Below are 22,261 nucleotides of genomic sequence, written 5' to 3' on the forward strand. Positions count from 1 at the left end.
TTGAGGGCTCCACTTTCAGGGGCGTCCCTGCCGGACACTGAGCGGTAACCACGGGAAGGCAGTTGAAGTTCCGGCATGGGAGGATTTTCTCTTCTGTCCAGTTCTGCCCCCTTTTGGCGAAGACGGGCGCCAAACCCCGGAGAACAGGAAAGCTGGCCCAAATCGAGGAACCTTAAAAAGGAAAGAGGCAAGGGATGCATCCCCCTGCCTCTTTCCTTTATATCTGTCTCCGATGTCTTATCTGATTTAAGTCTGCTTTTACTAAAACAGCTTCTTTTCAGCATCTAAGAAAAACCTACTGCAAGAAACAAGAAACCCGCTCCCGCACAAGCTCTATACCGTAGCAGCTTTGTCTTTCGGCTTTTTATAGATCGGAACGGTGGAGCAAGGTTCTCCATACATTATGCTGCTGACCACGGGCAATAGCTTCTGCATTACCTCTACATAAGCATAAGTAGGAACAGGTATCTGGCCGCATCCTTTAATGACCACTTTGGCATCTTGATACTCTTCTACATTAATCTTGGCGATGGCGTCTTGTAGTAACGCTTGCTCCAAGGCATCCAGGTCTCCGAACACATAGCGGTTCACGAAGGGCTGCAACTTACTTGCCAGCAACATATATGCCCAGGTAGGTACAATAGCATCAGTTGAACAGATGATTGCTACGTTTTTTCCGGCGTACTGCGACCAGTCATGATCCTTTACAAAAGCACGGAAGTCTTTTTCGCGCAGCATCAACCCCATGAACAGGTTATCTTTTATATCATAGACAAGCCGTTCACCCGGGTGCAGGTATTCTTCCAGGTTTAAGGTAATGAGTCCACTGTTGGCAACTCGGTTTACAAACTCTTCCATCTTTCCTTTATTTCCCTGTGGGTTTGGTGATGTATACTTCTTTTAAATAGAATGGCTCATAATAGGCCACGTCTTCGAACTGACCCGCCTGTAACTTAGAAAAGGCCAGCTCACCAATGGCTTTGGCTGTAGGTTTAACATTCTCCAGATAAAAAGCGTTCGGGTGTGGCGCCAGAAGTTCTTTGGCTTTGGCTGCTCCGCTCCCAAAGAAGATTATAGGCTGGTTTTCTAAAACAGGGGCAAAACTATCCGCTTCCAGAATCATAGGCTCTACGGGCATCTGTGCTTCTAAGGCATGGCTCAGGAGGCAGGTGTACACTTCTGAACGGCGGGCATCTATCATTGGGCAGAACAGATAGCGCTCTGAAGCCGGAGTAACGGAAATAATCTGCCGGGCCATGGCTTCCAGCGTACTCACCGCAATCAAAGGTTTATCCAGAGAAAAACACAGCCCCTTTGCCGTACCAGAACCAATGCGCAAACCAGTATAGGAACCCGGCCCACCTGATACCGCCACAGCATCCAATTGCTGCAAGGAGACTCCGGCGTATTCCAGCACCTGTTGCACCATTACTGTAATGTGAGAAGAGTGGGATTTCTCCATCTGCAGCTCGGCATAAGAGAGCAACTGGTGTTCTTGGTGCAACGCCACGGAGCAAACCGTGGTAGAAGTCTCTAAGGATAAAATATACGCCATGAATCAGAAAGGCCAAGCAGCCATTGTTCTGCAAAGCTACGGTATTCTAAAGTCAAAAGGGCAACCGTGTGTTGGTTGCCCTTTTGATACTATATATAGTGTAAGCTCTATTTCTTGGAACTAGTGGTCAGCAGGGTTTGGTAACGCGTTGGGTTGTTCAGAACCTCTACTGCAGCCACAATGTTTTTGTCATCATTGAAAGTGGCTTCCACCAAGCCTTTCTGAAGGTAATACCTTGACACGATCTCCTGTTCCAGCAACTCCACAATTTCAGGTTTGAAACGTATCAGGTCATTGCCTTTGTTGGTGGCTACCTTTTTCTTGATTTGCTCAATATCTCCTTTCACTTCGTCGTAGTGTTTGTCTTCCTTGGCTTTCTTGATCATATCATCCAAGGCTTTCTCCACATCGGTAGAATAGGTGATGTCTTTCCCGTTCAGGTAAGCCATGAACTTCTGGTACTCTGCATCCGACAACCGGAAGGTCTGTGCCGAAGAAATAGTTGGATTAGCGGCTCTGAACCGGGTGGCGTAATCAAAGATGTAATTTTTGGAAACCAGTTTCCGGATGATGTCCGGCACAGGCTGCTCTTTCACTTCCACGTCTGGACTGATGCCGCCGCCATCATACACCACACGGCCGCTGGCGGTTTTGAAGGCTACCCGCAAAGAATCCGGAGTTTTATGCAGGGTACCGTCAGCATCTCTGTGGGCGTAGTCAATAGCCTGGATACAACGTCCGCTGGGGATGTAGTATTTGGCGGTGGTTACTTTCAGTTGGGAGTTATAGGAAAGCGGACGCGTCATTTGCACCAATCCTTTCCCAAAGGTTCTTTCGCCCACCAACACGGCACGGTCATAGTCCTGCAAAGCTCCGGCTACAATCTCAGCGGCCGAGGCGCTATTGCTGCTGGTCAAGACCACCAAAGGCATCTGTAAGTCCAGAGGCTCATCCAGGGCCTTGTACATTTTGTTCCAGTCGGCTACTTTGCTTTTGGTGCTTACAATGTCTTTGCCGCGGGGAAGGAACAGATTAGAGATATTAACTGATTCGTTCAGCAACCCCCCGGGGTTGTCACGAAGATCCAGAATCACCTTCTTGGCGCCTTGCTCTTTCAGTTTCACCACTGCGTTACGCACCTCGCGGCCCGCATCTACGGTAAAGCCCGAGAGTTGCAAGTACCCAATATCAGGGGTCACCATACCAAAGTAAGGCACGTTATTGATCTGGATGTTGGCCCGAGCCAACTCAACCGTCATGGGTTTGTCTGCCCCGAAACGCTTGATCTCCAACTTCACAATAGTCCCCGCTTGCCCTTTGAGCAGTTTGCTTACCTCGTTGTCAGATTTTTTGGCAAGGTCAACCCCGTCAATCTTCAGGATCTCGTCTCCTATGATCAGGCCTGCCTTCTGTGCCGGAGAACCTTCATGGGGCAAAGAGACAATGATACGCCCGTCCCGTTTTCCTACCAAGGCCCCAATGCCGCCGTACTGCCCGGTGGTCATGGTTCTGAAATCCTCAATATCGTCTTCCGGAATGTAGTTGGTGTAAGGGTCCAGTGACTTCAGCATGGCATCAATGCCGGTGCGCACCAGTTTGGAGGGAGCCACATCGTCTACGTAGTAGGTATTCACCTCCTTGAAAAGCGTAGCGAAGATGTCCAGGTTTTTGGCAATATCGAAATAGCGTTCAGAGCCATCGCCCTTGAACGAGAAAAGGCCCCACGCAGTGCCTGCCACCAAAAGGCCAGCAAAAGTTTTCTTCAACATATCAGCAGCCGTAAAAAAATAGGAAAAAGGGAAGACTATTTAGTAAGCAAACGCTCTAGCCCTGAATTTAGTTTTTTGCTGATAAGATTGAAAGGATTTTTTTCTTTCCCAATGTAAAGGATGCCTATATACCACGTGCCTTCCTCTTTCTGGGGCTTTAAAAGGACGTGTTTGTGCAGGCGATAAGCTTCACGCATTTGCCGTTTGAGACGGTTACGGTCCACGGCTTTCTTGAAGTTCCGCTTAGACACCGACACCAACACCTGAACGGGGAGTTCAGCGGGGCCGGGCACGTGCAGGGCAACGAAACGGAGCGGGTAGGAATTAAAAGAAGAACCTTCACGGAAAAGCTGTTCAATCAGCTTTTTGCTCCGTAAACGTTCTTCTTTCGGAAATCTATAAGAAATCGATTGCTCTTCTGCAGAATGTTCAGTGAAGGTACCCATTCGCGAGGCGCCTTGCAGCGAGCTACTCAGAAAAATTAGGCTTTGTGTCTTCTTTCGTCAGAAACGGTCAGTTTATGACGGCCTTTAGCTCTTCTGCTAGCTAAAACTCTTCTACCATTGGCAGTTTCCATTCTTGAGCGGAAACCATGCTTATTTCTTCTTTTGCGTTGCGAAGGTTGGAATGTTCTTTTCATCTTACACTAAACATTTTATTAAGGGATGCAAAATTAGGAAATCAATTCTGATAAATCAACCCCCTTTGCACATTTTAATTTGATTATTTGCACGTTACCTCTCTCTTCTGAAAGCCTTGCTGCATCATCAGGCCCAAAGATACGCGCTTTTAGGCCGTTTTCACAAAAAGAGCCGCAAAGCCCAGACAAACCTTAAACACATTAAGGCAAGAACGGTACCGCCGCCAAACCTCTCTGCCGCTACCTTGCGCCCAACTAAAGCCGGGCAGCAAAAATCCCCTCCGTCCTCTCAAACACAAATACCGTGGTACCATTTTTGACCTATTTTGCTGAAAACAGGCCGAAAACCAAATACCTTCGTTTCACGAATGAACAGCATTCCTATACAATAAGACACACCGTGCCACACTACCACCTTTCTTTCCTGAACCCACTTTCCGGTTACCTGCAAATCCGGACCCATATTGAGAACATCGCCGGGCCAGAACTGAATCTGCAACTGCCTGCCTGGCGGCCGGGGCGCTATGAACTGCAGAATTTCGCGCAGAAACTGCAGGGCTTTGAGGTGATGGCCCCAGACGGCTCGCCCCTGCCCTTCAGGAAAGAAACCAAAGACCGCTGGCGCGTGGAAACCCAAGCACACCAAACCCTGGAGGTGCGTTACAATTTCTACGCCCGCCAGATGGATGCCGGTGGCTCGTGGCTGGCTTCGGATTTTCTGTATGTGAATCCTGTGAACTGCCTCCTCACCCCAGAGGGCCAGGAACAGGACCCCTGCACCCTGTCACTGGACCTGCCTGAAGAGTGGCAGATCGCCTGCGGGCTTCCGTTGTCGGGGCCGCACACCTTACTGGCCCATAACTTTGACCACTTGGTAGATTCACCGTTCATCGCCAGCGCCACACTGCAGCAGCAGGTCTATCAGGAGCAAGGCATTTTGTTCCACGTGTGGTTTCAGGGCGACTGCACTCCAAACTGGAAACAGATTCTGCCGCATTTCCAGGCTTTCACCAAAGAACAACTGGCCTTGTTTGGGACCTTCCCGGTGAAAGACTACCATTTCCTGAACATTATTCTGCCGTATCAGCACTACCACGGCGTGGAGCACCTCAACTCAACCGTCATTACACTGGGCCCCTCGGAGCAATTGATGCAGCCGGCGCTCTACAAAGAACTGCTGGGTGTTAGCTGCCACGAGCTGTTTCACACGTGGAACATCAAGCAAATCCGGCCGAAGGAGATGCTCCCCTATGATTTCACCCGCGAGAACTACTTCCGGACCGGCTACGTGGCCGAAGGCGTCACCACGTATTACGGCGATTATCTGTTGGCCCGCAGCGGCGTGTTCACGGCTGACCAATACTTCCAGGAACTGAACACCCTGCTCAAGCGCCACACCGTAGACCAAGGCGAACAGAACCTATCCGTGGCCGATTCTTCTTTTGACACCTGGCTGGACGGCTACAAGCCCGGCATTCCGGATAGAAAAGTGAGCATTTACCACAAAGGCTGCATCGCGGCACTGGTGCTGGATCTAGAAATCAGGAGGGCTACCCAGAACGCCCGTTCCCTGGATGAGGTCAAGCGCCGGATGTGGCTGGAGTTCGGTAAACCCGGGATCGGTTACACCGAGGCAGATTACCAACGTCTGGCAGAGGAAGAAGCAGGCGTATCGCTGGAGAAGTATTTTCAGGAGATGATTTTCGGGACTACTGCATTTGACACTTGGCTGGCTCCAGCGCTGGAATACGTTGGCTGCTTATTGGAAAAAGAGCCCGCCGTACTTGGATATGAAAGCCTGTATGGTTTTCGGCTGAACCCAACAATTACAGCGGCATCGGTGGTAAGCTACGTGGCTCCTAACTCCCCAGCTTCTATGGTGCTTTCAGTAGACGATGAACTCATTGCCATCAACGGCCGGAAGCTGGAGAACGGCAACCTGGTGAACTTACTCAAAGGACATCACGAGGCAGAACTGACCTTGTTTCGGCAAAAGACCCTGAAAACGGTGAAGCTGAAACCAGACGGCAAAGTATATCTGCCGCAGTACTGCGTAAAGAAGAACCCATCGGCCACTTCCGAACAGCAGGCCAACTTCAAAGCGTGGCTCAAGCAGGATTTCAAAAACACCACTAAAGAGGAGAAAGCGACTAAGGCGTAAAGTTGTTTTAGGGGCGTTTTTCTGAAAACAGGCGCTAAACGCCTCGGCGCAGAAGCGAAGTTCTCCTGAAAAATTCGGGACGCTTCCTTACCTTGAGCGGTAAAACAAGAAGACAATGCGCATTCACCTTTCCCTGCTGGCCCTGACAGTCCTGCTGCTGGGGTGCACCGTCAGCAAACCCAAAAAGAACATGCTTCAGTTGAGAGAAGAAGTAGTAGCCGAGCTAGGCAAACAGAAAGGAACCTTCGCGGTGGCGTTCAAAGACCTGAAAACCGGCCAGGAACTCCTCATCAACGAGCATGAAAGCTTCCATGCGGCCAGCACCATGAAAACGCCGGTGCTCATTGAAGCTTACAAACAAGCCACCCAGGGCAAGTTCGCTCTCACCGATTCTGTTCTGGTGAAGAATGAGTTCAAAAGCATAGTGGATGGCAGCCCGTTCAGCATTGCCCCGGAAGATGACAGTGAGCAGGAACTCTACACCCAACTAGGGCAGAAACGGCCTTTAACTGAATTGCTCTACAAGATGATCATCCAGAGCAGCAACCTGGCCACGAACATCGTCATTGAGAAACTGGACGCGAAGAAGGTGACCCAGACCATGCGCGAACTGGGAGCGAAAGACATTCAGGTGCTGCGCGGCGTGGAAGATACCAAAGCGTACCGGCAAGGCCTGAACAACACCACTACGGCCTATGACCTAATGGTGCTTTTCGAGAAAATGGGGCAGGGAAAAACGGTGAGCAAAGCAGCCTCCCAGGAAATGATCAACGTACTGCTTGACCAGAAATTCAAGGATGTGATTCCGGCCAAACTGCCGACAGACGTGAAAGTTGCCCATAAGACCGGCTGGATCACCGGCGTCCGCCATGACTCGGGCATCGTGTTTCTGCCCGATGGCCGCCAATATGTGCTGGTGCTGCTCTCCAAAGGGCTGGAGGATGAGAAAGCGGGAATTGCGGCCATGGCCAATGTCTCTGAGATGATTTACCGGCACATGATGAGATAGCCCTGAGTTCTGAGTTTGGGAAAGTAAATTTCTATCAACTTTAAGGTTCAGGCGTGGAAAAATAAAAAAGCGGAGGCTGCTCTTAAGATGAGCAGCCTCCGCTTTTTTCTATATAAACGGTACTTCTTATTTACCGCGGTCTACCTGGTTGTCGCTTGGGTTACTGCGTGGGCGGTCGCCGCCATCACCATAAGAGGCATTCACCCCTTCGCGGTTGTTGTTACCGGTTCTGGACACGGCACGCTCATCCTGAATGGTGGTGCCACCGCTTTTAGAGCTGTGGTAACTACTTTCCGGGGTTTGAGGCGTCTCATCCAATGGCAGGTTATTTTTGTCAGTGTTGTCAATAAAACCGCCTTTCTTATTATCCTTTTCTCCGCTGTGATTTTTTTTATTGCTGCTCATAAAATCCTCCGTTTGGTTAAGTAATACTTTCCTATACGAGCGACTTTGGTAAAAGTATATCACTTTATCAGCTAAAAGCTATGACCAGAAGCACCAATATCATGGGCAAAGACAGGTAAAACCAGAACAGAACGTGCTTTCGGTAATGGCGGGGCACCTGAGAACTGGCAAACAACAGGGCCCCCACCAACACCCCCATGTAGATCAAGATGAAGTACATGACCTTATTCCAGTTGCGCACAATGGAACCGCCTTGCTCCTCCACTTCGGGCGCGGTAGGCACCAGCCAGGTCACCAGACTATAATATACCACTACTTCCAACGCCAGAAAAATGGCGGCCCCCACCAAAATAGCCACCTGAGTTTCGCTTTTCTTCTGCATTTCTATAAACCTAAAGAACCAACCTAGCCAAATCTTTCCAGATATTTAGAAAATTCAACAGTTTTCAGGTCCCTTTCACTAAATAGGGCATAAAACACGTTAAGGAAAAGGAGCGGGCAGCGTCTACCTACCGGGGGGTGAAAAACTGCCTTTTTGCAGCATGAGGACGAATCAAGTAGACATCGTAACGAAGGTGGTGCTGGCTACCTTTGAGGGGTTCCTGAAGTACCATGAGTTTAAGAAAATTGCCGAGGACAGTCTTGCCCTGGTACTGGAAACCGGGTATTCCAAGATCCTAGTGGATACCAGCAAGATCAAAGTCATCCAGAAGGAAAGCCAGGATTGGATCAACAACGAGTGGTTTCCCAAAGCCATCAACGCGGGCGTCACGCACATGGCCTTCCTGATCCCGCAGGACTTCTTCGGGAAAATGAGCGTGGAATCCACAAACAAGCACATGGCCCAGCGGGGCGATATAGAGATCCAGTACTTCACCGATGCCAAATCGGCGAGAAGGTGGCTGCGGTCAAAGTCGCAACTGGCCTGAGTTTCCCGCGCATTTTCTGTAAATCACCTTAAAAGCCACGGGGCTACTGATCTGCATCAGTAGCCCCGTGGCTTTTCAATATACGCTTGTTTTCAGGCCGATTTCAGGAAAACAGCCTTGAAACGGTTTATGCCTGTGGCTGGAAATTCACCAGTTTCACAAACTCCAGAACGCGGCTAACTACTTCATCGGGCTGCAAATCCACCAGACGCTCCGTCCCGAACTGCTCCACGCAGAAAGACGCCATGGCAGAACCGTGGATCACCGCGCGTTTCATATTCTCAAAGCTGATGTCGTCTGTAGAAGCCAAATAGCCAATGAAGCCACCGGCAAACGTGTCGCCGGCGCCAGTTGGGTCAAACACCTCTTCCAGCGGCAACGCCGGCGCGAAGAACACTTCTTCCCCGTGGAACAACAGCGCGCCGTGCTCGCCTTTCTTGATGATAAGGTATTTCGGGCCCATGCCCATGATCTTTTTGGCAGCTTTCACCAGCGAGTACTCGCCGCTCAACTGGCGGGCTTCCTCGTCGTTGATGCTGAGCACGTCTACCATGCCAATAGTCTGGATCAGGTCCTCCAGCGCGATGTCCATCCAGAAATTCATGGTGTCCATCACAATGAGTTTGGGACGGTTGTTCAGGCGCTCAATCACTTGGCGCTGCACCTGCGGGGCCAGGTTGCCCAGCATCAGGTATTTGCAGTCCTGGTAACTCTCGGGGATCACCGGATCAAAGTCCCCCAGCACGTTCAACTCCGTTACCAGCGTCTCGCGGCTGTTCATGTCATTGAAGTAGCGGCCCGACCAGAAAAACGACTTCTCGTTCTCTTTGATCTGCAGGCCATCTACGTTGATGCCTTTGCTCTGCATCATCTCAATATCTGATTTCAGGAAATCGCCCCCTACCACAGACACCAGGTTCACCGGCTGCACAAAGTTGGCCGCCGACAATGAAATGAAAGTTCCGGCGCCGCCGATGATCTTTTCCCGTTTCCCGAACGGAGTTTCCAGCGCATCAAACGCCACCGATCCAATGACTAATAGACTCATGTGTTTTCTTTTACAATTCTACAGGTAAAGGAAGTAGTTGGCTTTGCGCCGCACCTCCGCACAAAAATAAGTTTTTCCGTTCTAGGTCCTTTCCAGGAAAACAGCCTTAAAACGAAAAAAGCCCCTGACGAATCAGGAGCTTTTTGGGTGGCCGATGGGGTTCGAACCCACGACTTCCAGAATCACAATCTGGTGCTCTAACCAGCTGAACTACGGCCACCGTGTAATTGGAGAGCAAAAGTAGGGGCTTTCTCTATTCAACGCAAGTATTGGGCTGCATTTTTCTTCAATATTTTTCTTTCTAGCGGCTAAACAGCACTCTTTCACCGCGTTTGCTTTCGTCAAACTGGCCATGTTGATAAGCCAAATGTCCAGACACAATGGTATGCGTCACCACACCGGGCAGCGTCTGTCCTTCCAAGGGAGACCAGCCACACTTATAGAAGGTGTTTTCTTTGGTTACTGTTTGGCTTTGCTCCAGGTCTACCAACACCAGATCGGCCCAGTAGCCTTCCCTAATGAACCCTCGCTTCTCCACCTGGAAACAAATCGCCGGCGCATGGCACATTTTTTCCACCACCCGCTCTAAAGTAATTTTTCCCTGCTGATAGAAGGCCAGCATTACCTGCAACGAGTGCTGCACCAGCGGTAAACCCGAGGGCGCTCCTTTATAGGTAAGAGATTGTTTTTCTTCCCAGGTGTGCGGCGCGTGGTCTGTGGCGATGATGTCCAACCGGTTATCCAGCAATCCCTGGAAAAGGGCTTCTTTGTGGTGAGCTTCTTTGATGGCCGGGTTACATTTGATCTGGGCACCCAGGGTTTCATACTGCGCCGCGTCAAACCAGAGATGGTGCACGCAAACCTCGGCGGTAATGCGCTTCTGCTCCAGCGGCACGTCATTAGCGAACAAAGCCAGTTCCTCTTGGGTGGAGATGTGCAGAATATGCAGACGTGTGTTGTGTTTCTTTGCCAATTCCACCGCCATGCTGGAAGACTTATAGCAGGCTGCCACGCTTCTGATCACGGGGTGCGCGTTCATCGGGATGTTCTCTTCGCCGTACTGCTCTACAGCGCGCTGCATGTTGGCCCTGATGGTGGCCTCGTCTTCGCAATGGGTGGCAATGAGCATAGGCGACTGCTTGAAGATTTCCTCCAGTGTGTGCACGTTGTCTACCAGCATATTACCGGTGCTGGAGCCCATGAACAGCTTAATGCCGCAAACATTACGGGTATTGGTCTTCAGGATTTCCTCCAGGTTGTCGTTGGTACCGCCCATAAAGAACGAGTAATTGGCCAATGACTTTTGCGCCGCTGTGTCATACTTCTGCTGAAGCAACTCCTGCGTAGTGGCATTGGGCACCGTGTTAGGCATTTCCATGAAGGTAGTCACCCCCCCGGCCACGGCAGCTCTGGGTTCAGAGTACAGATCAGCTTTGTAGGTGAGGCCGGGGTCCCGGAAATGGACTTGGTCGTCAATGATGCCCGGCAGCAGGTATTGGCCTTTGGCGTCTATCACCGTATCAGCGATGGCATTTAAGTTCTGCCCGATGGTGTGGATGTAACCGTTTTTCACCAGCACATCGGCGGCCTGGATGCGGCCTTCGTTCACGAGCTGGGCGTTCTTGATCAGGATGCTGTTCATAGCGCTAAGATAAAGGTGATCTTGATTCTACAGCCCTAAATACTTTTGTTTTCCCTCCGTTTTTCCGAAATCAGCTTGAAAACGTATTACTGGAGAGAAGGATAGGCACAAATTTCAATTCCGTACCTTTGCACCGATGATAGAAGAAGAAAACGAAAATCTTGCCCCGGAGCAGGACGAAAACATAGCCCCTGAGGCAACCGAGGAAACCCAGCAGGAAGAAGAGGAACAACCTAGTTTCGAGGACTTCAAGCTGAACAAACAGTTGCTGAACGCCATCTCTGAGTTGGGTTACCAGAAACCTACGCCGGTGCAGGTGCAGACCATCCCCTTGGCCATGGCTGGGCACGATGTGATGGGCATCGCGCAGACGGGTACGGGTAAAACGGCCGCGTACGTGCTGCCGTTGCTTATGAAAGTGAAGTATGCCCAAGGCAAGCACCCACGCGCCCTCATCTTAGCGCCTACCCGAGAGTTGGTGATGCAGATTGAGGAGAACATCCATAAGTTCAGCGCTTACCTTGATTTGCGTACCGTGGGCATTTACGGCGGCGTAGGGCCAAAAACCCAGATTGAGCGTATTCAGGCCGGTATTGATATTCTGGTGGCTACTCCCGGCCGACTCATGGACATCTACCGCAAAGGTGAACTGCACCTGAAAGAACTGAAGACACTGGTGCTGGACGAGGCCGACAAGATGATGGACATGGGCTTCATGCCGCAGATTCGGCAGATTTTGGAAATAATACCGCGTAAACGGCAGAACTTGCTGTTCTCGGCGACCATGCACGAGCGGGTACACACGTTATCTGAGGAGTTCCTGGAGTTCCCGATGGTGGTGGAAGTGACGCCGCAGGCCACACCCGTGGAAACCGTGAGCCAGAAACTGTACCGCGTGCCTAACCTGCGTACGAAGATTGCCTTGCTGGAACACCTCTTTGAGGACAAGGAGACGTTTAACCGCGTTATGATCTTCACCCGCAGCAAAACCAACGCCGACAACGTGAGTTCTTTCCTGGACCGTAAAGGTCAAGGCGGCGTGCGCGTGGTGCACGGAAACAAAGGCCAGAACACCCGCATCAACGCCGTAGAAGCTTTCAGAGATGGCGAAGTACGCTATTTAGTAGCCACCGATGTAGCAGCCCGCGGCATCGATATCAACGACGTGAGCCACGTGATCAACTTCGATGTGCCTATCATATATGAGGACTACGTGCACCGCATCGGGCGGACGGGACGTGCCGAGCAGACCGGCGCTTCCATCATTTTCGCGAACGAGGCCGAGATGCACCACATTGACCGCATTGAGAAGTTGATCAAGATGAAAATCCCGGAAGCCGCCATTCCTGAGCAAGTGCGGGTGTACGAGACCCCGTTTGAGGAGCAACAGGTTATTAACCGGGAACTAGACAACCAAAAACGCCGCGAGGACCCAGACTTCAAAGGTGCGTTCCACGAGAAAAAAGCCCGCCCAAAGGAAAACATTGGCAAAGGCGAGAAAGTGAGAGACCTGAAGAAAGCGGGCTGGAAGAAAACCAAATCCGGAGGAGCCAGCAAACGGAAAAGCAGCCGCCGGTAATTAATTGCTGATTGTTCTACCCAAAAGAGAGCTTGATATAAGCTTCGTTTTCGAAAAAGCACTTAAAAACAGAAGAGCCGCGTGGAAATCCATGCGGCTCTTCTGTTTTATAACTGTTTCAAGGAAAAGCGCCTTAAAGCGCAGCAGTTTTTTACAACAATTTACAATCAGCAATCAACAACTACTTTTGAAGGAACTGCAGAAAAGGCAAGTGCCTCAGTTCAAACAAGGTCAGGGTGACGGCGAATCCCCAGAAAACGGCGCTCCAAAACATGTGCAGCATAATGCGGCTTTTGGATACTCCCAAAACAGTGGCCAGCACGGTACCTACGATGGGCGTAAAGAGGACAGGCGTAAGAAAAGCAATGCCAGACATGCCAAAGCGCTTCCAAACCGAAACAATGCGTCGGTTCTTCTTGCTGAACATAGGCTTGTTTTTGGCTCGCTGCCGGGCCACATACCGGTCATGCACCGCTGACCCGATCAAGGAAAACAGCAATACGCTGGTCATCATACCAGCAATGGTCAGGCCTAAGGTAGCCCAAAAGGAAACACCCATGGTCAAACCAACCAAAGGACCTCCAAAGAACTTTACCGAGCTCAGAAGATAAACAGAGATATATTTCAGAACTGCCGCGATCATACCGTCACCAAATCAAAAGTCACATCTAACACCTTGCCTCTAATATAGAGTTAAACTCTTTAAAATAAGAGATTTAAACACCAAACAAATCATTACTATAGAACTAGTAACGCTCCTTTTATAGAAGGTACTAGGTCAAAAGAAAGTATCTTATTGTACTTTCTCATTTTTTTCCCCGAAAGCCAAATCTCCGGCATCACCCAGGCCCGGTACAATGTAGGCGTGTTCATTGAGATGATCGTCCAGGGCACCCAGCCAAAGCTCGGCCTCAGGGATCTGTTCGTGTACATGAGCTACACCTTCAGGACTCGCGATTATGGCTGCAATGATGATCCGTTTGGGAGTACCAAACCGAAGCATGTCTTTGTAGGTAAGCACCAAAGACTTTCCCGTAGCCAACATAGGGTCCACCAGAATCAGGATTTTATCTTCCAGGTGCGGGGTAGCCATGTAGTCTAAATGTACAGACAGTTGACGCCCCCCTTCTACCCTATAGGCTCCCACAAAAGCGCTGGTAGAATGGTCAAAATAATTCAGGAAACCCTGATGAAACGGAAGACCGGCGCGCAACACCGTGGCCAGCACGGGAAACTCCTGCAGCAGCGTCTGCTGCGCTTGAGCCAAGGGCGTCTGGATGGTTTGTTCTGCGTACGGCAGCGTTTCAGAGATTTTGAAGGCCATCACCTCGCCCAAGCGCTCTAGGTTGCGGCGAAACCGCAGGCTGTCTTTCTGCACCGTCACATCACGCAACTCAGAGATAAAATGATTGGCTAGCGAAGGTGTTTGGCTAAGAATGAAAAGACGGTTGGACTCCATTGCAGGGCGGTGGATTTAGGTTTACTGCTTAAAGATACATACCAGACAGGCTGCGCGCCAAAACTGGCGTAAAAATTCGCCACACCCGGCACTTCGCTGCCTTCAAAGTCAAACGTCTTCCCCGAGCCGGCTGCTTGGGCAATGATGTGATCTAACAGAAAGGCCATGGCACTTTTTTGCCTTCCTTTAGGAGAACTGGCCCCAAACAGGAACGTGATGGCATGATCGGTTTCTAGCAGAAAGGCGGCCGCCAGCAACTCTCCTCGCAGGCGCACTTCCCACACTTGCCCAGCCTTTTCTTGCTTGACCCGGCCGTACAAACCTTCCAGCGTCTGGTAATGCCGGTTCCGCAGTTCGGGTAGTTCTTTCCCTTTGGTGTTCCTGAACAGTTCTACCAAAGACTTAATGCCGGAAGTGGGCACAACGGTGAGCTTTTCCTTTTCGGCTTTCTTCAGGTTCCGGCGCAGGTTAGATGAATAATTCTGGCGCACCTCGGCGTACGCAGGGCTTAGGGAAAGTTCATAGTTGGGCCTGGTCCTGTAGGCCCAGGGAGTTGGCAGAATCAAAGTTCGTTCATGGCACCACGGCATCTGGTATTGCACTGCGGAGTAATGAACAGGCAGAAGAGCCAGGTATTCTTCTGGAGTACGGTGCTGGCTGGCGGGGGTGACTACTAAGCCTAGTTGCTGCGTGAACAGCGGCTGGTACACTTTCTTCCTGCCCAGTAGGGTACGCACCGGCAGCGGAAACAAAGAAACATACTCGTTGTCCTGTATCTCCACCAAGGCTTCCCAGTGTCCCCTGCACACCACTTCCAGATACCAGGCATGGAGGTATACCAGGGGCGCATCTGCTTTCTGCAAACAAGCTTCCCAACTCACGGGGTCTATCTCATGGTGACGTAACAACTGAATCATGGCGCCGGAAAGATACTGTTTTCAAAGATTCACCACATGTCCTTGCTAGCATTCCTTCTGCTTTGCCGATGTTTTGCAAAAACCGGCTTTAAAACAACCCAGAATTTCAGACTCAGGACTCAGAACCCCTACAAGGCAACCCGAGGACCTTTGAAAGAGTACACGCACAAAATTCCATTAACTTCGCGCCTTCAACCCTTATATATGAGAAAAACATACCGTCTGCTGTTGGGTTTGTCTGTTCTGGCAGGTACTGCATCGGCACAGGATGCCACCGTTCCGTTGAACCAGGATGTGTACCGCGTGATTGACCGCTACCACATTAAGCGCAACACCGAGGATTTGCACACCTCTTTCAAGCCGTACGGCCGGGCCCGGGTAGCCGCTCTGGGCGAAGACGCCCGTCAGGATGCCCTATCTGGTTCCGCCACCGATGAGTACAACGTCAATTACCTCATCAACGACAACTGGAATTATACCCGCAACACGCGCAACAACGAAAGCCAGCGCTCTTTGGGGCCGTTTTTCCGAAACAAGACCGATCTCTACCACTACGAAGGCCCGGATTTCACTTTGCGCGTAAACCCGGTCATAGGCCTACAGGCCGGTAAAGACAGTGATACCGATGGCTTGCGCTACCTCAACACCCGGGGTCTGCAGGTGGAAGGCTCTATTGACGAGAAACTTGGTTTCTATACCTTCCTAGCCGATAACCAGGTGAAACTGCCGGGCTACGTGAACGAACGCGTGAGCCGTGACAACATCGTGCCGCACGAGGCCTACTGGAAAACCTTCGGGAGAAGCGGTGGCTATGATTTTTTCTCGGCCAGAGGCTACATCAACTACGCGGCCACCAAACACATTAGCGTGATGCTGGGCCACGACCGCAACTTCATCGGGAACGGGTTCCGGTCCATGATCCTGTCTGATTACGCCGCGCCGTATTTCTTCCTGAAACTACAGACCCAGATCTGGAAACTACAGTACACCAACCTCTACGCCGAACTCACCCAGGACTTTGAACGCGCAGACCAATTGTACGCCAAAAAGTACATGACCCTGCACCACCTTAGCGTGAACATTTTGCCAAACCTGAATGTGGGCGTGTTTGAGTCGGTGATCTTCGGGCGCGACCGGGGCCGATTTGAGTTGCAGTACCTGAACCCGGTTATTTTCTACCGCAGCATTGAACAGGGCCTGGGCTCAGAGGACAATGCCTTGCTGGGGATGGATTTCAAATGGAACATCTACAACCGCGTGCAACTCTACGGTCAGGCCGTGCTGGATGAGTTCCTGATCAGTGAACTACGGGCCGGCAACGGCTGGTGGGGAAATAAGTTCGCGCTACAGGGCGGCGCCAAGTACATTGATGCGTTCGGGGTGTCTAACCTGGATCTGCAGGGCGAGCTCAACCTGGCCCGGCCTTTCACTTACCAGCATGAAGACCCTTCCAAAAACTACCAGCATTATCTGCAGCCCCTTGCGCACCCTATGGGCGCAAACCTGGCCGAGGCCGTAGCCATTGTGCGCTATCAGCCCATTCCTAAGCTGACTCTCACCGCTAAAGCCATTGCCACCCGCTACGGCCAGGACCCTGAGCCAACCGTAGACCCGCTAAACCCTGAAAACACCATTGTGTACAACTACGGCGGCAACGTCCTGAAATCTTACAACACCCGCCAGGGCGACTACGGCTATCAGATTGGGAGCGGCATCACCACAGACCAGATTTACGGCGAGGCCACCGCTTCCTTCCAACTGCGGTACAACATGTTCCTGGATTTGACCCAGGTAGTTCGTCGGGCCGATGCCGAGGGCAACCGCCTGGACCGGAACACTACGTTCTCTGCCGTTTCTTTCCGGTGGAACATTCCGCAGCGCACCCACGAGTTTTAATAGCTTTTGCTAAAACCATCCTCAAAACGAATCGGCTCCTTCTTATCCACAGAAGGAGCTGATTCGTTTTTGGCCTCTTTTTCCAGAAACAAACCCAAAACACCTCCTTCACACCTTATACTGTTTCATTCCGGCAAAGCCGTACCTTTGCAGGAATGAAAACTTATTTCCGCATCCTCAACTTCGCGAGGCCTTTTAGTCAGTATGTGCCCGGCTATGCCATTTCCACGCTGCTGGCTACCGTATTCGGGATTATGAACTTCGCGCTGTTGATTCCCTTGTTGAACGTTTTGTTTGACCAGGGCACCGTACAGGAGGTTTCCAACATGAAGCGCCCTGAGTTTACCTTCAGCATTGGCTGGGCCCGCGATTTCTTTTACTATTATTTCGGGCAGGTCATCCAGACCCAGGGAAAACTGGGGGCCCTGAAGTTTATCTGCCTTATCCTGGTGAGTTCGGTGATGCTCACCAACCTGTTCCGCTACATCGGGTTACAGATTGAGGGCGTGGTACGGGCCAAGGTGGTGAAAAACCTGCGCATGCAAGTTTATGAGCGCCTCACGCAACTACAACTGGGTTTCTTTTCTGATAAGCGCAAAGGCAACATCATGTCTACGCTGACCAATGATGTGCTGGAGGTGGAGAACTCGGTGGTGAGTACGCTTAATGTGCTGTTCCGGGAGCCGTTCCTGGTGATCGGGTATTTCGGGGTGCTGTTTTACATGTCGCCGCGGTTAACGTTATTCAGTTTGTTGGTGCTGCCCATTTCCGGGCTGATCATCTCCAGCATCTCTAAAAAACTGAAACGGCAGTCCTCGCAGGGTCAGGATGCCTTGGGCTCTATTTTGGGCATTATTGATGAGACCTTGGGTGGCCTGCGGGTAGTGAAAGGCTTCAATGCGCAACCTTACGTGATTGAGAAGTTCAGGGAAAGCAACAGCCGCTATGCGCGCATCATTACCTCCATGAACAACAAGCGCAGCCTGGCTTCTCCGATCTCTGAATTCATGGGTGTGAGCGTGGTGGCGGGTATCCTATATTATGGTGGCTCCCTGGTGCTCAGCGGCAAATCTGACCTGGAGGCGGCCGCCTTGATTGGTTACTTAATCCTATTCTCACAGGTTCTGTCGCCGGTGAAATCTATTTCTAATGCGTTCAGTAACATCCAGCGTGGGTTGGTGGCCGGTGAGCGGGTTTTGGCCTTGATAGATACGCAGCCGCTGATCCGAGACAAACCAGATGCGAAGGTTTTACCTGATTTCACCCATGAAATTGAGTTCAAGAACGTGGGCTTCAAGTACGCAGCCGATCCCATTCTCCAAGATATCAACCTTCGGATTCCGAAAGGAAAGACCATTGCGTTGGTAGGCCCATCTGGCGGAGGGAAATCCACCTTGGCAGACTTGTTACCGCGTTTCTATGACCCTACCGAAGGGGCGATCACCATTGACGGCCTGGACCTGCGTGATTGCTCGCTGCATTCCATTCGGGAGCAGATGGGCATTGTCACCCAGGAATCCATCCTGTTCAACGACACCATCTTCAACAACATCGCCTTCAACAAAACCGATGCCACCGAGGCCGAGGTCATGGCGGCCGCCAAAATCGCGAACGCGCACGAATTCATCATGAAATCCCCAGACGGTTACCAGACCATAATTGGCGATAGAGGCAGCAAACTTTCGGGTGGCCAGCGTCAGCGCCTGAGTATCGCCCGGGCCATCCTGAAGAACCCGCCTATCCTCATCATGGACGAAGCTACTTCGGCACTGGACACCGAGTCTGAGAAACTGGTACAAGAAGCTTTGACCAACCTCATGAAAAACCGCACCTCACTGGTGATCGCCCACCGTCTCAGCACCATTCAGCACGCAGATGAGATCATTGTCTTGCAGGGCGGCCGTATTGTGGAGCGCGGCAACCATTTGAACCTGGTGCAGCAAGGCGGCTTGTACCATAAGCTTACCCAGATGCAGCATACGTCGTAAGAAAAATTCAGCATTTCTTTAGGAGCCGTTTCGGGGCCGATTTCACGGAATCAGCCCCGAAACGGCTTTTGGCTTTTAAGGGCCATGCGTAGTTTTACAGCTATTTTGCGGCTTTTGCGTACACAGAGTATTCATAAATTTGAATGTTTATTACCGGTACGGCTATGGAATCCCTGAAGAAGTTCATCAATATTCTGGTGATGGTGTATGTGCTCATCACCCTGTTATTTCTGCTGCGCATCTTAAGCGTGTCTAAGTTTGTAGCCTTGTTTGACTTAGCCCATGACGCCGAGTTTTTCAACCGCCTGCTCTGGATTGGGGTGGTCTTGCTGCTGGCAGAACTCTTGGTGGAAAACGTGTATATTGCAACCCTGAAACGCAGCCTGGAGCGGGAGCGCGGGCAACATGCCGAGCTAAGGACCAAGCACACCGAGTGGAAGGCGAGACATTATGACCAGCAGCTCAAAGCCTCCGGCGCTCCGCTGATTCCTGAACCTGCGCCCGTGCGGTCAGAACCGGTTGTTCCGCCGGCCGGTCATCCGGTGGGCCACACGGTAGACCCAGATGAGCAAAGCCTGATCATTACGCCCGCTCCCATGCCGCCTACGCTGGACCCCGACCAAAACCCCAACCGGCCGCCATCAGATCACCGGCCCTTACCTTAGGACATGAACACCTCGCCTTCTGCCCTTATTCTGCAGGAACTGCAACAAGCCCAACAGGTGCTAACCGAATTTCTGGCCCAACCCGCCACCCTTTCTTCCATTGAGGCCGCCGCGCAGCTCATGGCCACCAGCCTGAAGAACGGCGGCAAAATCCTTTCCTGCGGAAACGGAGGCTCTATGTGTGATGCCATGCACTTCGCCGAGGAACTCACCGGCCGCTACCGCGAGGAACGGGCTCCTATGGCCGCTATCTCCATTTCAGACCCCAACCACATAAGCTGCGTCTCCAATGACTACGGCTATGACCACGTGTTCTCCCGGTACGTGCAGGCTCTGATAAAACCCGGCGATGTGTTATTGGGCATCAGTACCAGCGGCAACTCGGGCAACGTGCTCAGAGCCGCCGAAGCCGCTAAAGCCCAAGGCGCCCATGTCATTACCCTCACCGGCAAAGACGGCGGAAAACTGGCGCCTTTAAGTGATGTAGAGATCCGGGTACCCCATTTCGGCTACGCCGATCGAATTCAGGAAATCCACATCAAAGTTATCCACATCCTGATCCTACTGCTGGAGAGATATCAAGCTGGAACGTTGTAGCAAACCATATTTTTTCGTTTGTTTTAGTCTTCCTTTCCGAAAACAGAAGGAAAACTGCCTTGGGTTTTAAGCTTGTTCTCAGAGAACAAACCCGAAAACAGGGTTTGCTTTAAGGACACTACTGGCAAGATGCAGCCTTTGCTAGCTTAGATGGGTGTGCTAGTGTGAAAGAAAATTCCTCGTGCGGCCCTGCTGAGCCTCGGAACACTCAAGGAATTTATTCCGGTTCTTTTCTGTTGGCCCGTTCAAGATATATCCTATATTATATTAAAATCATCTATGCTTGTAAAGACCTTCGGCAGCGCGGTACAGGGGGTAAATGCCTTCACCATCACCATTGAAGTAAACGTATCGCCTGGGACAAAGTATTTTCTGGTGGGCCTGCCAGACAACGCCATCAAAGAAAGTGAACAACGGATTGAATCTGCCCTGAAGCATCACGGCTACCGCATGCCGCGCCAGAAAGTAGTCATCAACATGGCTCCCGCCAACGTGCGCAAAGAAGGATCGGCGTATGATCTGCCCATTGCTTTGGGAATCCTGGCGGCTTCAGACCAACTCCTCACCGATCAAATTGAGCGCTACGTGATCATGGGTGAACTGGCGTTGGACGGAGAACTCAGACCCATCAAAGGAGTGCTGCCCATTGCTATTCAGGCCCGCAAAGAAGGATTCAAAGGCTTTATTCTGCCCCGGCAAAACGCGCAGGAAGCCGCCATTGTGAACAACCTGGATGTCATTGGCGTGTCTAACCTGAAAGAAGCCATTGAGTTCCTGCAGGGTAACCTTCCTATTTCTCCGTTGAAAGTAGATACCCGGGATCATTTCCAGGCCACGGTCCACCAGTACTCAGCTGACTTTTCTGATGTGCAAGGCCAGGAGAACATTAAACGCGCCTTGGAGATCGCTGCGGCTGGCGGCCATAATGTGATTATGATCGGGCCACCCGGTGCCGGGAAAACCATGCTGGCCAAACGCCTGCCTTCCATTCTGCCGCCCCTTACCTTACACGAGGCCCTAGAGACCACCAAGATCCATTCGGTTGCCGGCAAACTGGGCTCTGAGGGTTCTCTGATGGCGCAACGTCCGTTCAGGGCGCCGCACCACACCATCTCAGACGTGGCCCTGGTAGGCGGAGGCGGCAATCCGCAGCCCGGCGAGATTTCCTTGTCGCACAACGGCGTGCTTTTCCTGGATGAGCTGCCGGAGTTCAAACGTACCGTGCTGGAAGTGATGCGCCAGCCTTTGGAGGAACGCAGGGTAAGTATTTCGCGGGCACGCCTTACCATAGATTTCCCAGCGAACTTTATGTTGGTGGCCAGCATGAACCCGTGTCCGTGCGGTTGAAGCAATACTGATTATCAGTGCATTAACTAATTTTAGTAACAATTTTGTAACAATTCATCAATGCAAAAAGAGCCCTACCAGATGCAAAAAATAATGACAAACCTCTGGAAAAATCTTCAAAAACACCTTTTGGAAATTTATGCTGTGGAAAAAATGTTTGATAACTCCTTAATTGTTGCTGAAAAGTTCCCTTTTAACCCTGCCTATGTAGAGCCTGAAAAACTGGAGTCATTTATGCAATGCAGAACGAACCTACGCGACCTGTTCATAGATGAAGTATCGCAACTCAGCATTTTAGTTAAGACTATTAGGTCAAAAAACTATAATGAGGAAGATAAGAAACAGTTATTTATGCTGCTTCTTGGTTATCTGGATGTAGCATCAACAGCTTTGGGAAAACTACAAGAGTATACCCATACAAAGCTTCCCATTGATTTAGAATTAGAAAACACACTAACTGCTTTTGATAAATTAAAAAAATTTACAAGGCTAAATATTAAGGGAATTCATCCATAAATCAAAAATAAAGCAGCAAACAACCAGGTTAATTAGTTGCTTTACTTTATAAATTAATTATAATTATACCAATAATATTAAAAGCCCTCCTTGAAAATATCAAATTAATCATAATGGTATTTAATGCAATATTATTGAA

General features: G+C 50.8%; 21 protein-coding genes, 1 tRNA gene and 1 pseudogene. 10 read left to right on the forward strand and 13 right to left on the reverse strand.

What is annotated here, in order from left to right; translation table 11 throughout:
- Nucleotides 1–333: 333 nt before the first annotated feature.
- From EFB08_RS17495 to rpmH, 5 genes are all read right to left on the reverse strand, one after another.
- Nucleotides 334–858: a DUF2480 family protein gene (locus EFB08_RS17495; RefSeq protein ID WP_123128272.1), complete on the reverse strand. Its 525-nt coding sequence runs from the start codon at nucleotides 856–858 to the stop codon at nucleotides 334–336.
- Nucleotides 859–865: 7 nt separating this feature from the next.
- Entirely contained in the window at nucleotides 866–1,555 is a 690-nt protein-coding gene (gene tsaB / locus EFB08_RS17500; protein ID WP_123128273.1) for a tRNA (adenosine(37)-N6)-threonylcarbamoyltransferase complex dimerization subunit type 1 TsaB, read from the reverse strand.
- Nucleotides 1,556–1,662: 107 nt separating this feature from the next.
- On the reverse strand, nucleotides 1,663–3,324 hold the full coding sequence (locus EFB08_RS17505; RefSeq protein WP_123128274.1) for a S41 family peptidase: 1,662 nt from the start codon (nucleotides 3,322–3,324) through the stop codon (nucleotides 1,663–1,665).
- A gap of 35 nt (nucleotides 3,325–3,359) precedes the next feature.
- The gene (gene rnpA / locus EFB08_RS17510; protein ID WP_123128275.1) at nucleotides 3,360–3,770 is read right to left on the reverse strand and encodes a ribonuclease P protein component; all 411 of its coding nucleotides are present in this window, start codon (nucleotides 3,768–3,770) and stop codon (nucleotides 3,360–3,362) included.
- Between the two features lie 35 nt (nucleotides 3,771–3,805).
- Nucleotides 3,806–3,964 carry a 50S ribosomal protein L34 gene (gene rpmH, locus EFB08_RS17515; RefSeq protein WP_071885432.1) on the reverse strand — a complete coding sequence of 53 codons (159 nt, stop codon included), beginning with the start codon at nucleotides 3,962–3,964 and terminating at the stop codon, nucleotides 3,806–3,808.
- A 400-nt stretch (nucleotides 3,965–4,364) separates the two neighbouring features.
- Here rpmH and EFB08_RS17520 point away from each other — a divergent pair, with 400 nt between their 5' ends.
- Both EFB08_RS17520 and EFB08_RS17525 read left to right on the forward strand, forming a co-directional pair.
- A complete protein-coding gene (locus EFB08_RS17520; RefSeq protein ID WP_123128639.1) occupies nucleotides 4,365–6,125 on the forward strand; it encodes a M61 family metallopeptidase in 1,761 nt (586 codons plus the stop codon).
- Between the two features lie 115 nt (nucleotides 6,126–6,240).
- The gene (locus EFB08_RS17525; protein WP_123128276.1) at nucleotides 6,241–7,134 is read left to right on the forward strand and encodes a serine hydrolase; all 894 of its coding nucleotides are present in this window, start codon (nucleotides 6,241–6,243) and stop codon (nucleotides 7,132–7,134) included.
- Between the two features lie 126 nt (nucleotides 7,135–7,260).
- Here EFB08_RS17525 and EFB08_RS17530 read toward each other — a convergent pair whose 3' ends face one another.
- Both EFB08_RS17530 and EFB08_RS17535 read right to left on the reverse strand, forming a co-directional pair.
- Nucleotides 7,261–7,539, reverse strand: coding sequence for a hypothetical protein (locus EFB08_RS17530; RefSeq protein ID WP_123128277.1), 279 nt, complete (start codon nucleotides 7,537–7,539; stop codon nucleotides 7,261–7,263).
- Between the two features lie 67 nt (nucleotides 7,540–7,606).
- The gene (locus EFB08_RS17535; protein WP_123128278.1) at nucleotides 7,607–7,921 is read right to left on the reverse strand and encodes a hypothetical protein; all 315 of its coding nucleotides are present in this window, start codon (nucleotides 7,919–7,921) and stop codon (nucleotides 7,607–7,609) included.
- A gap of 160 nt (nucleotides 7,922–8,081) precedes the next feature.
- Here EFB08_RS17535 and EFB08_RS17540 point away from each other — a divergent pair, with 160 nt between their 5' ends.
- Nucleotides 8,082–8,468, forward strand: a complete 387-nt coding sequence (locus EFB08_RS17540) for an STAS/SEC14 domain-containing protein (protein WP_123128279.1) — start codon at nucleotides 8,082–8,084, stop codon at nucleotides 8,466–8,468.
- 127 nt (nucleotides 8,469–8,595) lie between these two features.
- Here EFB08_RS17540 and EFB08_RS17545 read toward each other — a convergent pair whose 3' ends face one another.
- The 3 genes from EFB08_RS17545 to EFB08_RS17555 all read right to left on the reverse strand — a co-directional run bounded on the left by EFB08_RS17545 (nucleotide 8,596) and on the right by EFB08_RS17555 (nucleotide 11,158).
- Nucleotides 8,596–9,516, reverse strand: coding sequence for a PfkB family carbohydrate kinase (locus EFB08_RS17545; RefSeq protein WP_123128280.1), 921 nt, complete (start codon nucleotides 9,514–9,516; stop codon nucleotides 8,596–8,598).
- A 146-nt stretch (nucleotides 9,517–9,662) separates the two neighbouring features.
- Nucleotides 9,663–9,736 (reverse strand) — tRNA-His (locus EFB08_RS17550).
- 81 nt (nucleotides 9,737–9,817) lie between these two features.
- Nucleotides 9,818–11,158, reverse strand: coding sequence for a dihydroorotase (locus tag EFB08_RS17555; RefSeq protein ID WP_123128281.1), 1,341 nt, complete (start codon nucleotides 11,156–11,158; stop codon nucleotides 9,818–9,820).
- A gap of 136 nt (nucleotides 11,159–11,294) precedes the next feature.
- On the opposite strand from EFB08_RS17555, the gene EFB08_RS17560 reads away from it, so the two are divergent.
- On the forward strand, nucleotides 11,295–12,737 hold the full coding sequence (locus EFB08_RS17560) for a DEAD/DEAH box helicase (protein ID WP_123128282.1): 1,443 nt from the start codon (nucleotides 11,295–11,297) through the stop codon (nucleotides 12,735–12,737).
- Between the two features lie 181 nt (nucleotides 12,738–12,918).
- On the opposite strand, the gene EFB08_RS17565 is transcribed toward EFB08_RS17560, so the two are convergent.
- From EFB08_RS17565 to EFB08_RS17575, 3 genes are all read right to left on the reverse strand, one after another.
- A complete protein-coding gene (locus EFB08_RS17565) occupies nucleotides 12,919–13,296 on the reverse strand; it encodes a hypothetical protein (protein WP_125077779.1) in 378 nt (125 codons plus the stop codon).
- A gap of 234 nt (nucleotides 13,297–13,530) precedes the next feature.
- Complete coding sequence (gene upp, locus EFB08_RS17570) at nucleotides 13,531–14,196, reverse strand: uracil phosphoribosyltransferase (RefSeq protein WP_123128284.1); 666 nt, start codon at nucleotides 14,194–14,196, stop codon at nucleotides 13,531–13,533.
- Nucleotides 14,151–15,113 (reverse strand): GNAT family N-acetyltransferase, encoded by a 963-nt coding sequence (locus EFB08_RS17575; RefSeq protein WP_123128285.1) that lies wholly within the window; start codon nucleotides 15,111–15,113, stop codon nucleotides 14,151–14,153. The genes upp and EFB08_RS17575 overlap by 46 nt, the downstream gene beginning before the upstream one ends.
- Nucleotides 15,114–15,317: 204 nt before the next feature.
- Here EFB08_RS17575 and EFB08_RS17580 point away from each other — a divergent pair, with 204 nt between their 5' ends.
- From EFB08_RS17580 to EFB08_RS17605, 6 genes and pseudogenes are all read left to right on the forward strand, one after another.
- Entirely contained in the window at nucleotides 15,318–17,009 is a 1,692-nt protein-coding gene (locus EFB08_RS17580; RefSeq protein ID WP_123128286.1) for a hypothetical protein, read from the forward strand.
- Nucleotides 17,010–17,164: 155 nt separating this feature from the next.
- Nucleotides 17,165–18,997: an ABC transporter ATP-binding protein gene (locus EFB08_RS17585; RefSeq protein ID WP_123128287.1), complete on the forward strand. Its 1,833-nt coding sequence runs from the start codon at nucleotides 17,165–17,167 to the stop codon at nucleotides 18,995–18,997.
- 164 nt (nucleotides 18,998–19,161) lie between these two features.
- Complete coding sequence (locus EFB08_RS17590) at nucleotides 19,162–19,662, forward strand: hypothetical protein (protein ID WP_125077780.1); 501 nt, start codon at nucleotides 19,162–19,164, stop codon at nucleotides 19,660–19,662.
- A gap of 3 nt (nucleotides 19,663–19,665) precedes the next feature.
- Nucleotides 19,666–20,259 (forward strand): D-sedoheptulose 7-phosphate isomerase, encoded by a 594-nt coding sequence (lpcA, locus tag EFB08_RS17595; RefSeq protein ID WP_123128289.1) that lies wholly within the window; start codon nucleotides 19,666–19,668, stop codon nucleotides 20,257–20,259.
- A gap of 279 nt (nucleotides 20,260–20,538) precedes the next feature.
- A pseudogene (locus EFB08_RS17600) lies at nucleotides 20,539–21,603 on the forward strand (YifB family Mg chelatase-like AAA ATPase); the annotation flags it as partial.
- Between the two features lie 63 nt (nucleotides 21,604–21,666).
- Nucleotides 21,667–22,122 carry a hypothetical protein gene (locus EFB08_RS17605; protein ID WP_123128290.1) on the forward strand — a complete coding sequence of 152 codons (456 nt, stop codon included), beginning with the start codon at nucleotides 21,667–21,669 and terminating at the stop codon, nucleotides 22,120–22,122.
- Nucleotides 22,123–22,261 lie beyond the last annotated feature (139 nt).

Origin of the sequence: Rufibacter latericius (genome assembly GCF_003721515.1) — a bacterium.
GTDB classification, from domain to species: domain Bacteria; phylum Bacteroidota; class Bacteroidia; order Cytophagales; family Hymenobacteraceae; genus Nibribacter; species Nibribacter latericius.

Bases quoted from the DNA above. Each gene is read 5' to 3' on its own strand.
- EFB08_RS17495 (WP_123128272.1), bottom strand. From the start codon at position 858: ATGGAAGAGTTTGTAAACCGAGTTGCCAACAGTGGACTCATTACCTTA.
- tsaB (WP_123128273.1), bottom strand. From the start codon at position 1,555: ATGGCGTATATTTTATCCTTAGAGACTTCTACCACGGTTTGCTCCGTG.
- EFB08_RS17505 (WP_123128274.1), bottom strand. From the start codon at position 3,324: ATGTTGAAGAAAACTTTTGCTGGCCTTTTGGTGGCAGGCACTGCGTGG.
- rnpA (WP_123128275.1), bottom strand. From the start codon at position 3,770: ATGGGTACCTTCACTGAACATTCTGCAGAAGAGCAATCGATTTCTTAT.
- rpmH (WP_071885432.1), bottom strand. From the start codon at position 3,964: ATGAAAAGAACATTCCAACCTTCGCAACGCAAAAGAAGAAATAAGCAT.
- EFB08_RS17525 (WP_123128276.1), top strand. From the start codon at position 6,241: ATGCGCATTCACCTTTCCCTGCTGGCCCTGACAGTCCTGCTGCTGGGG.
- EFB08_RS17530 (WP_123128277.1), bottom strand. From the start codon at position 7,539: ATGAGCAGCAATAAAAAAAATCACAGCGGAGAAAAGGATAATAAGAAA.
- EFB08_RS17535 (WP_123128278.1), bottom strand. From the start codon at position 7,921: ATGCAGAAGAAAAGCGAAACTCAGGTGGCTATTTTGGTGGGGGCCGCC.
- EFB08_RS17540 (WP_123128279.1), top strand. From the start codon at position 8,082: ATGAGGACGAATCAAGTAGACATCGTAACGAAGGTGGTGCTGGCTACC.
- EFB08_RS17545 (WP_123128280.1), bottom strand. From the start codon at position 9,516: ATGAGTCTATTAGTCATTGGATCGGTGGCGTTTGATGCGCTGGAAACT.
- EFB08_RS17555 (WP_123128281.1), bottom strand. From the start codon at position 11,158: ATGAACAGCATCCTGATCAAGAACGCCCAGCTCGTGAACGAAGGCCGC.
- EFB08_RS17560 (WP_123128282.1), top strand. From the start codon at position 11,295: ATGATAGAAGAAGAAAACGAAAATCTTGCCCCGGAGCAGGACGAAAAC.
- EFB08_RS17565 (WP_125077779.1), bottom strand. From the start codon at position 13,296: ATGGGTGTTTCCTTTTGGGCTACCTTAGGCCTGACCATTGCTGGTATG.
- upp (WP_123128284.1), bottom strand. From the start codon at position 14,196: ATGGAGTCCAACCGTCTTTTCATTCTTAGCCAAACACCTTCGCTAGCC.
- EFB08_RS17575 (WP_123128285.1), bottom strand. From the start codon at position 15,113: ATGATTCAGTTGTTACGTCACCATGAGATAGACCCCGTGAGTTGGGAA.
- EFB08_RS17580 (WP_123128286.1), top strand. From the start codon at position 15,318: ATGAGAAAAACATACCGTCTGCTGTTGGGTTTGTCTGTTCTGGCAGGT.
- EFB08_RS17585 (WP_123128287.1), top strand. From the start codon at position 17,165: ATGAAAACTTATTTCCGCATCCTCAACTTCGCGAGGCCTTTTAGTCAG.
- EFB08_RS17590 (WP_125077780.1), top strand. From the start codon at position 19,162: ATGGAATCCCTGAAGAAGTTCATCAATATTCTGGTGATGGTGTATGTG.
- lpcA (WP_123128289.1), top strand. From the start codon at position 19,666: ATGAACACCTCGCCTTCTGCCCTTATTCTGCAGGAACTGCAACAAGCC.
- EFB08_RS17605 (WP_123128290.1), top strand. From the start codon at position 21,667: ATGCAAAAAGAGCCCTACCAGATGCAAAAAATAATGACAAACCTCTGG.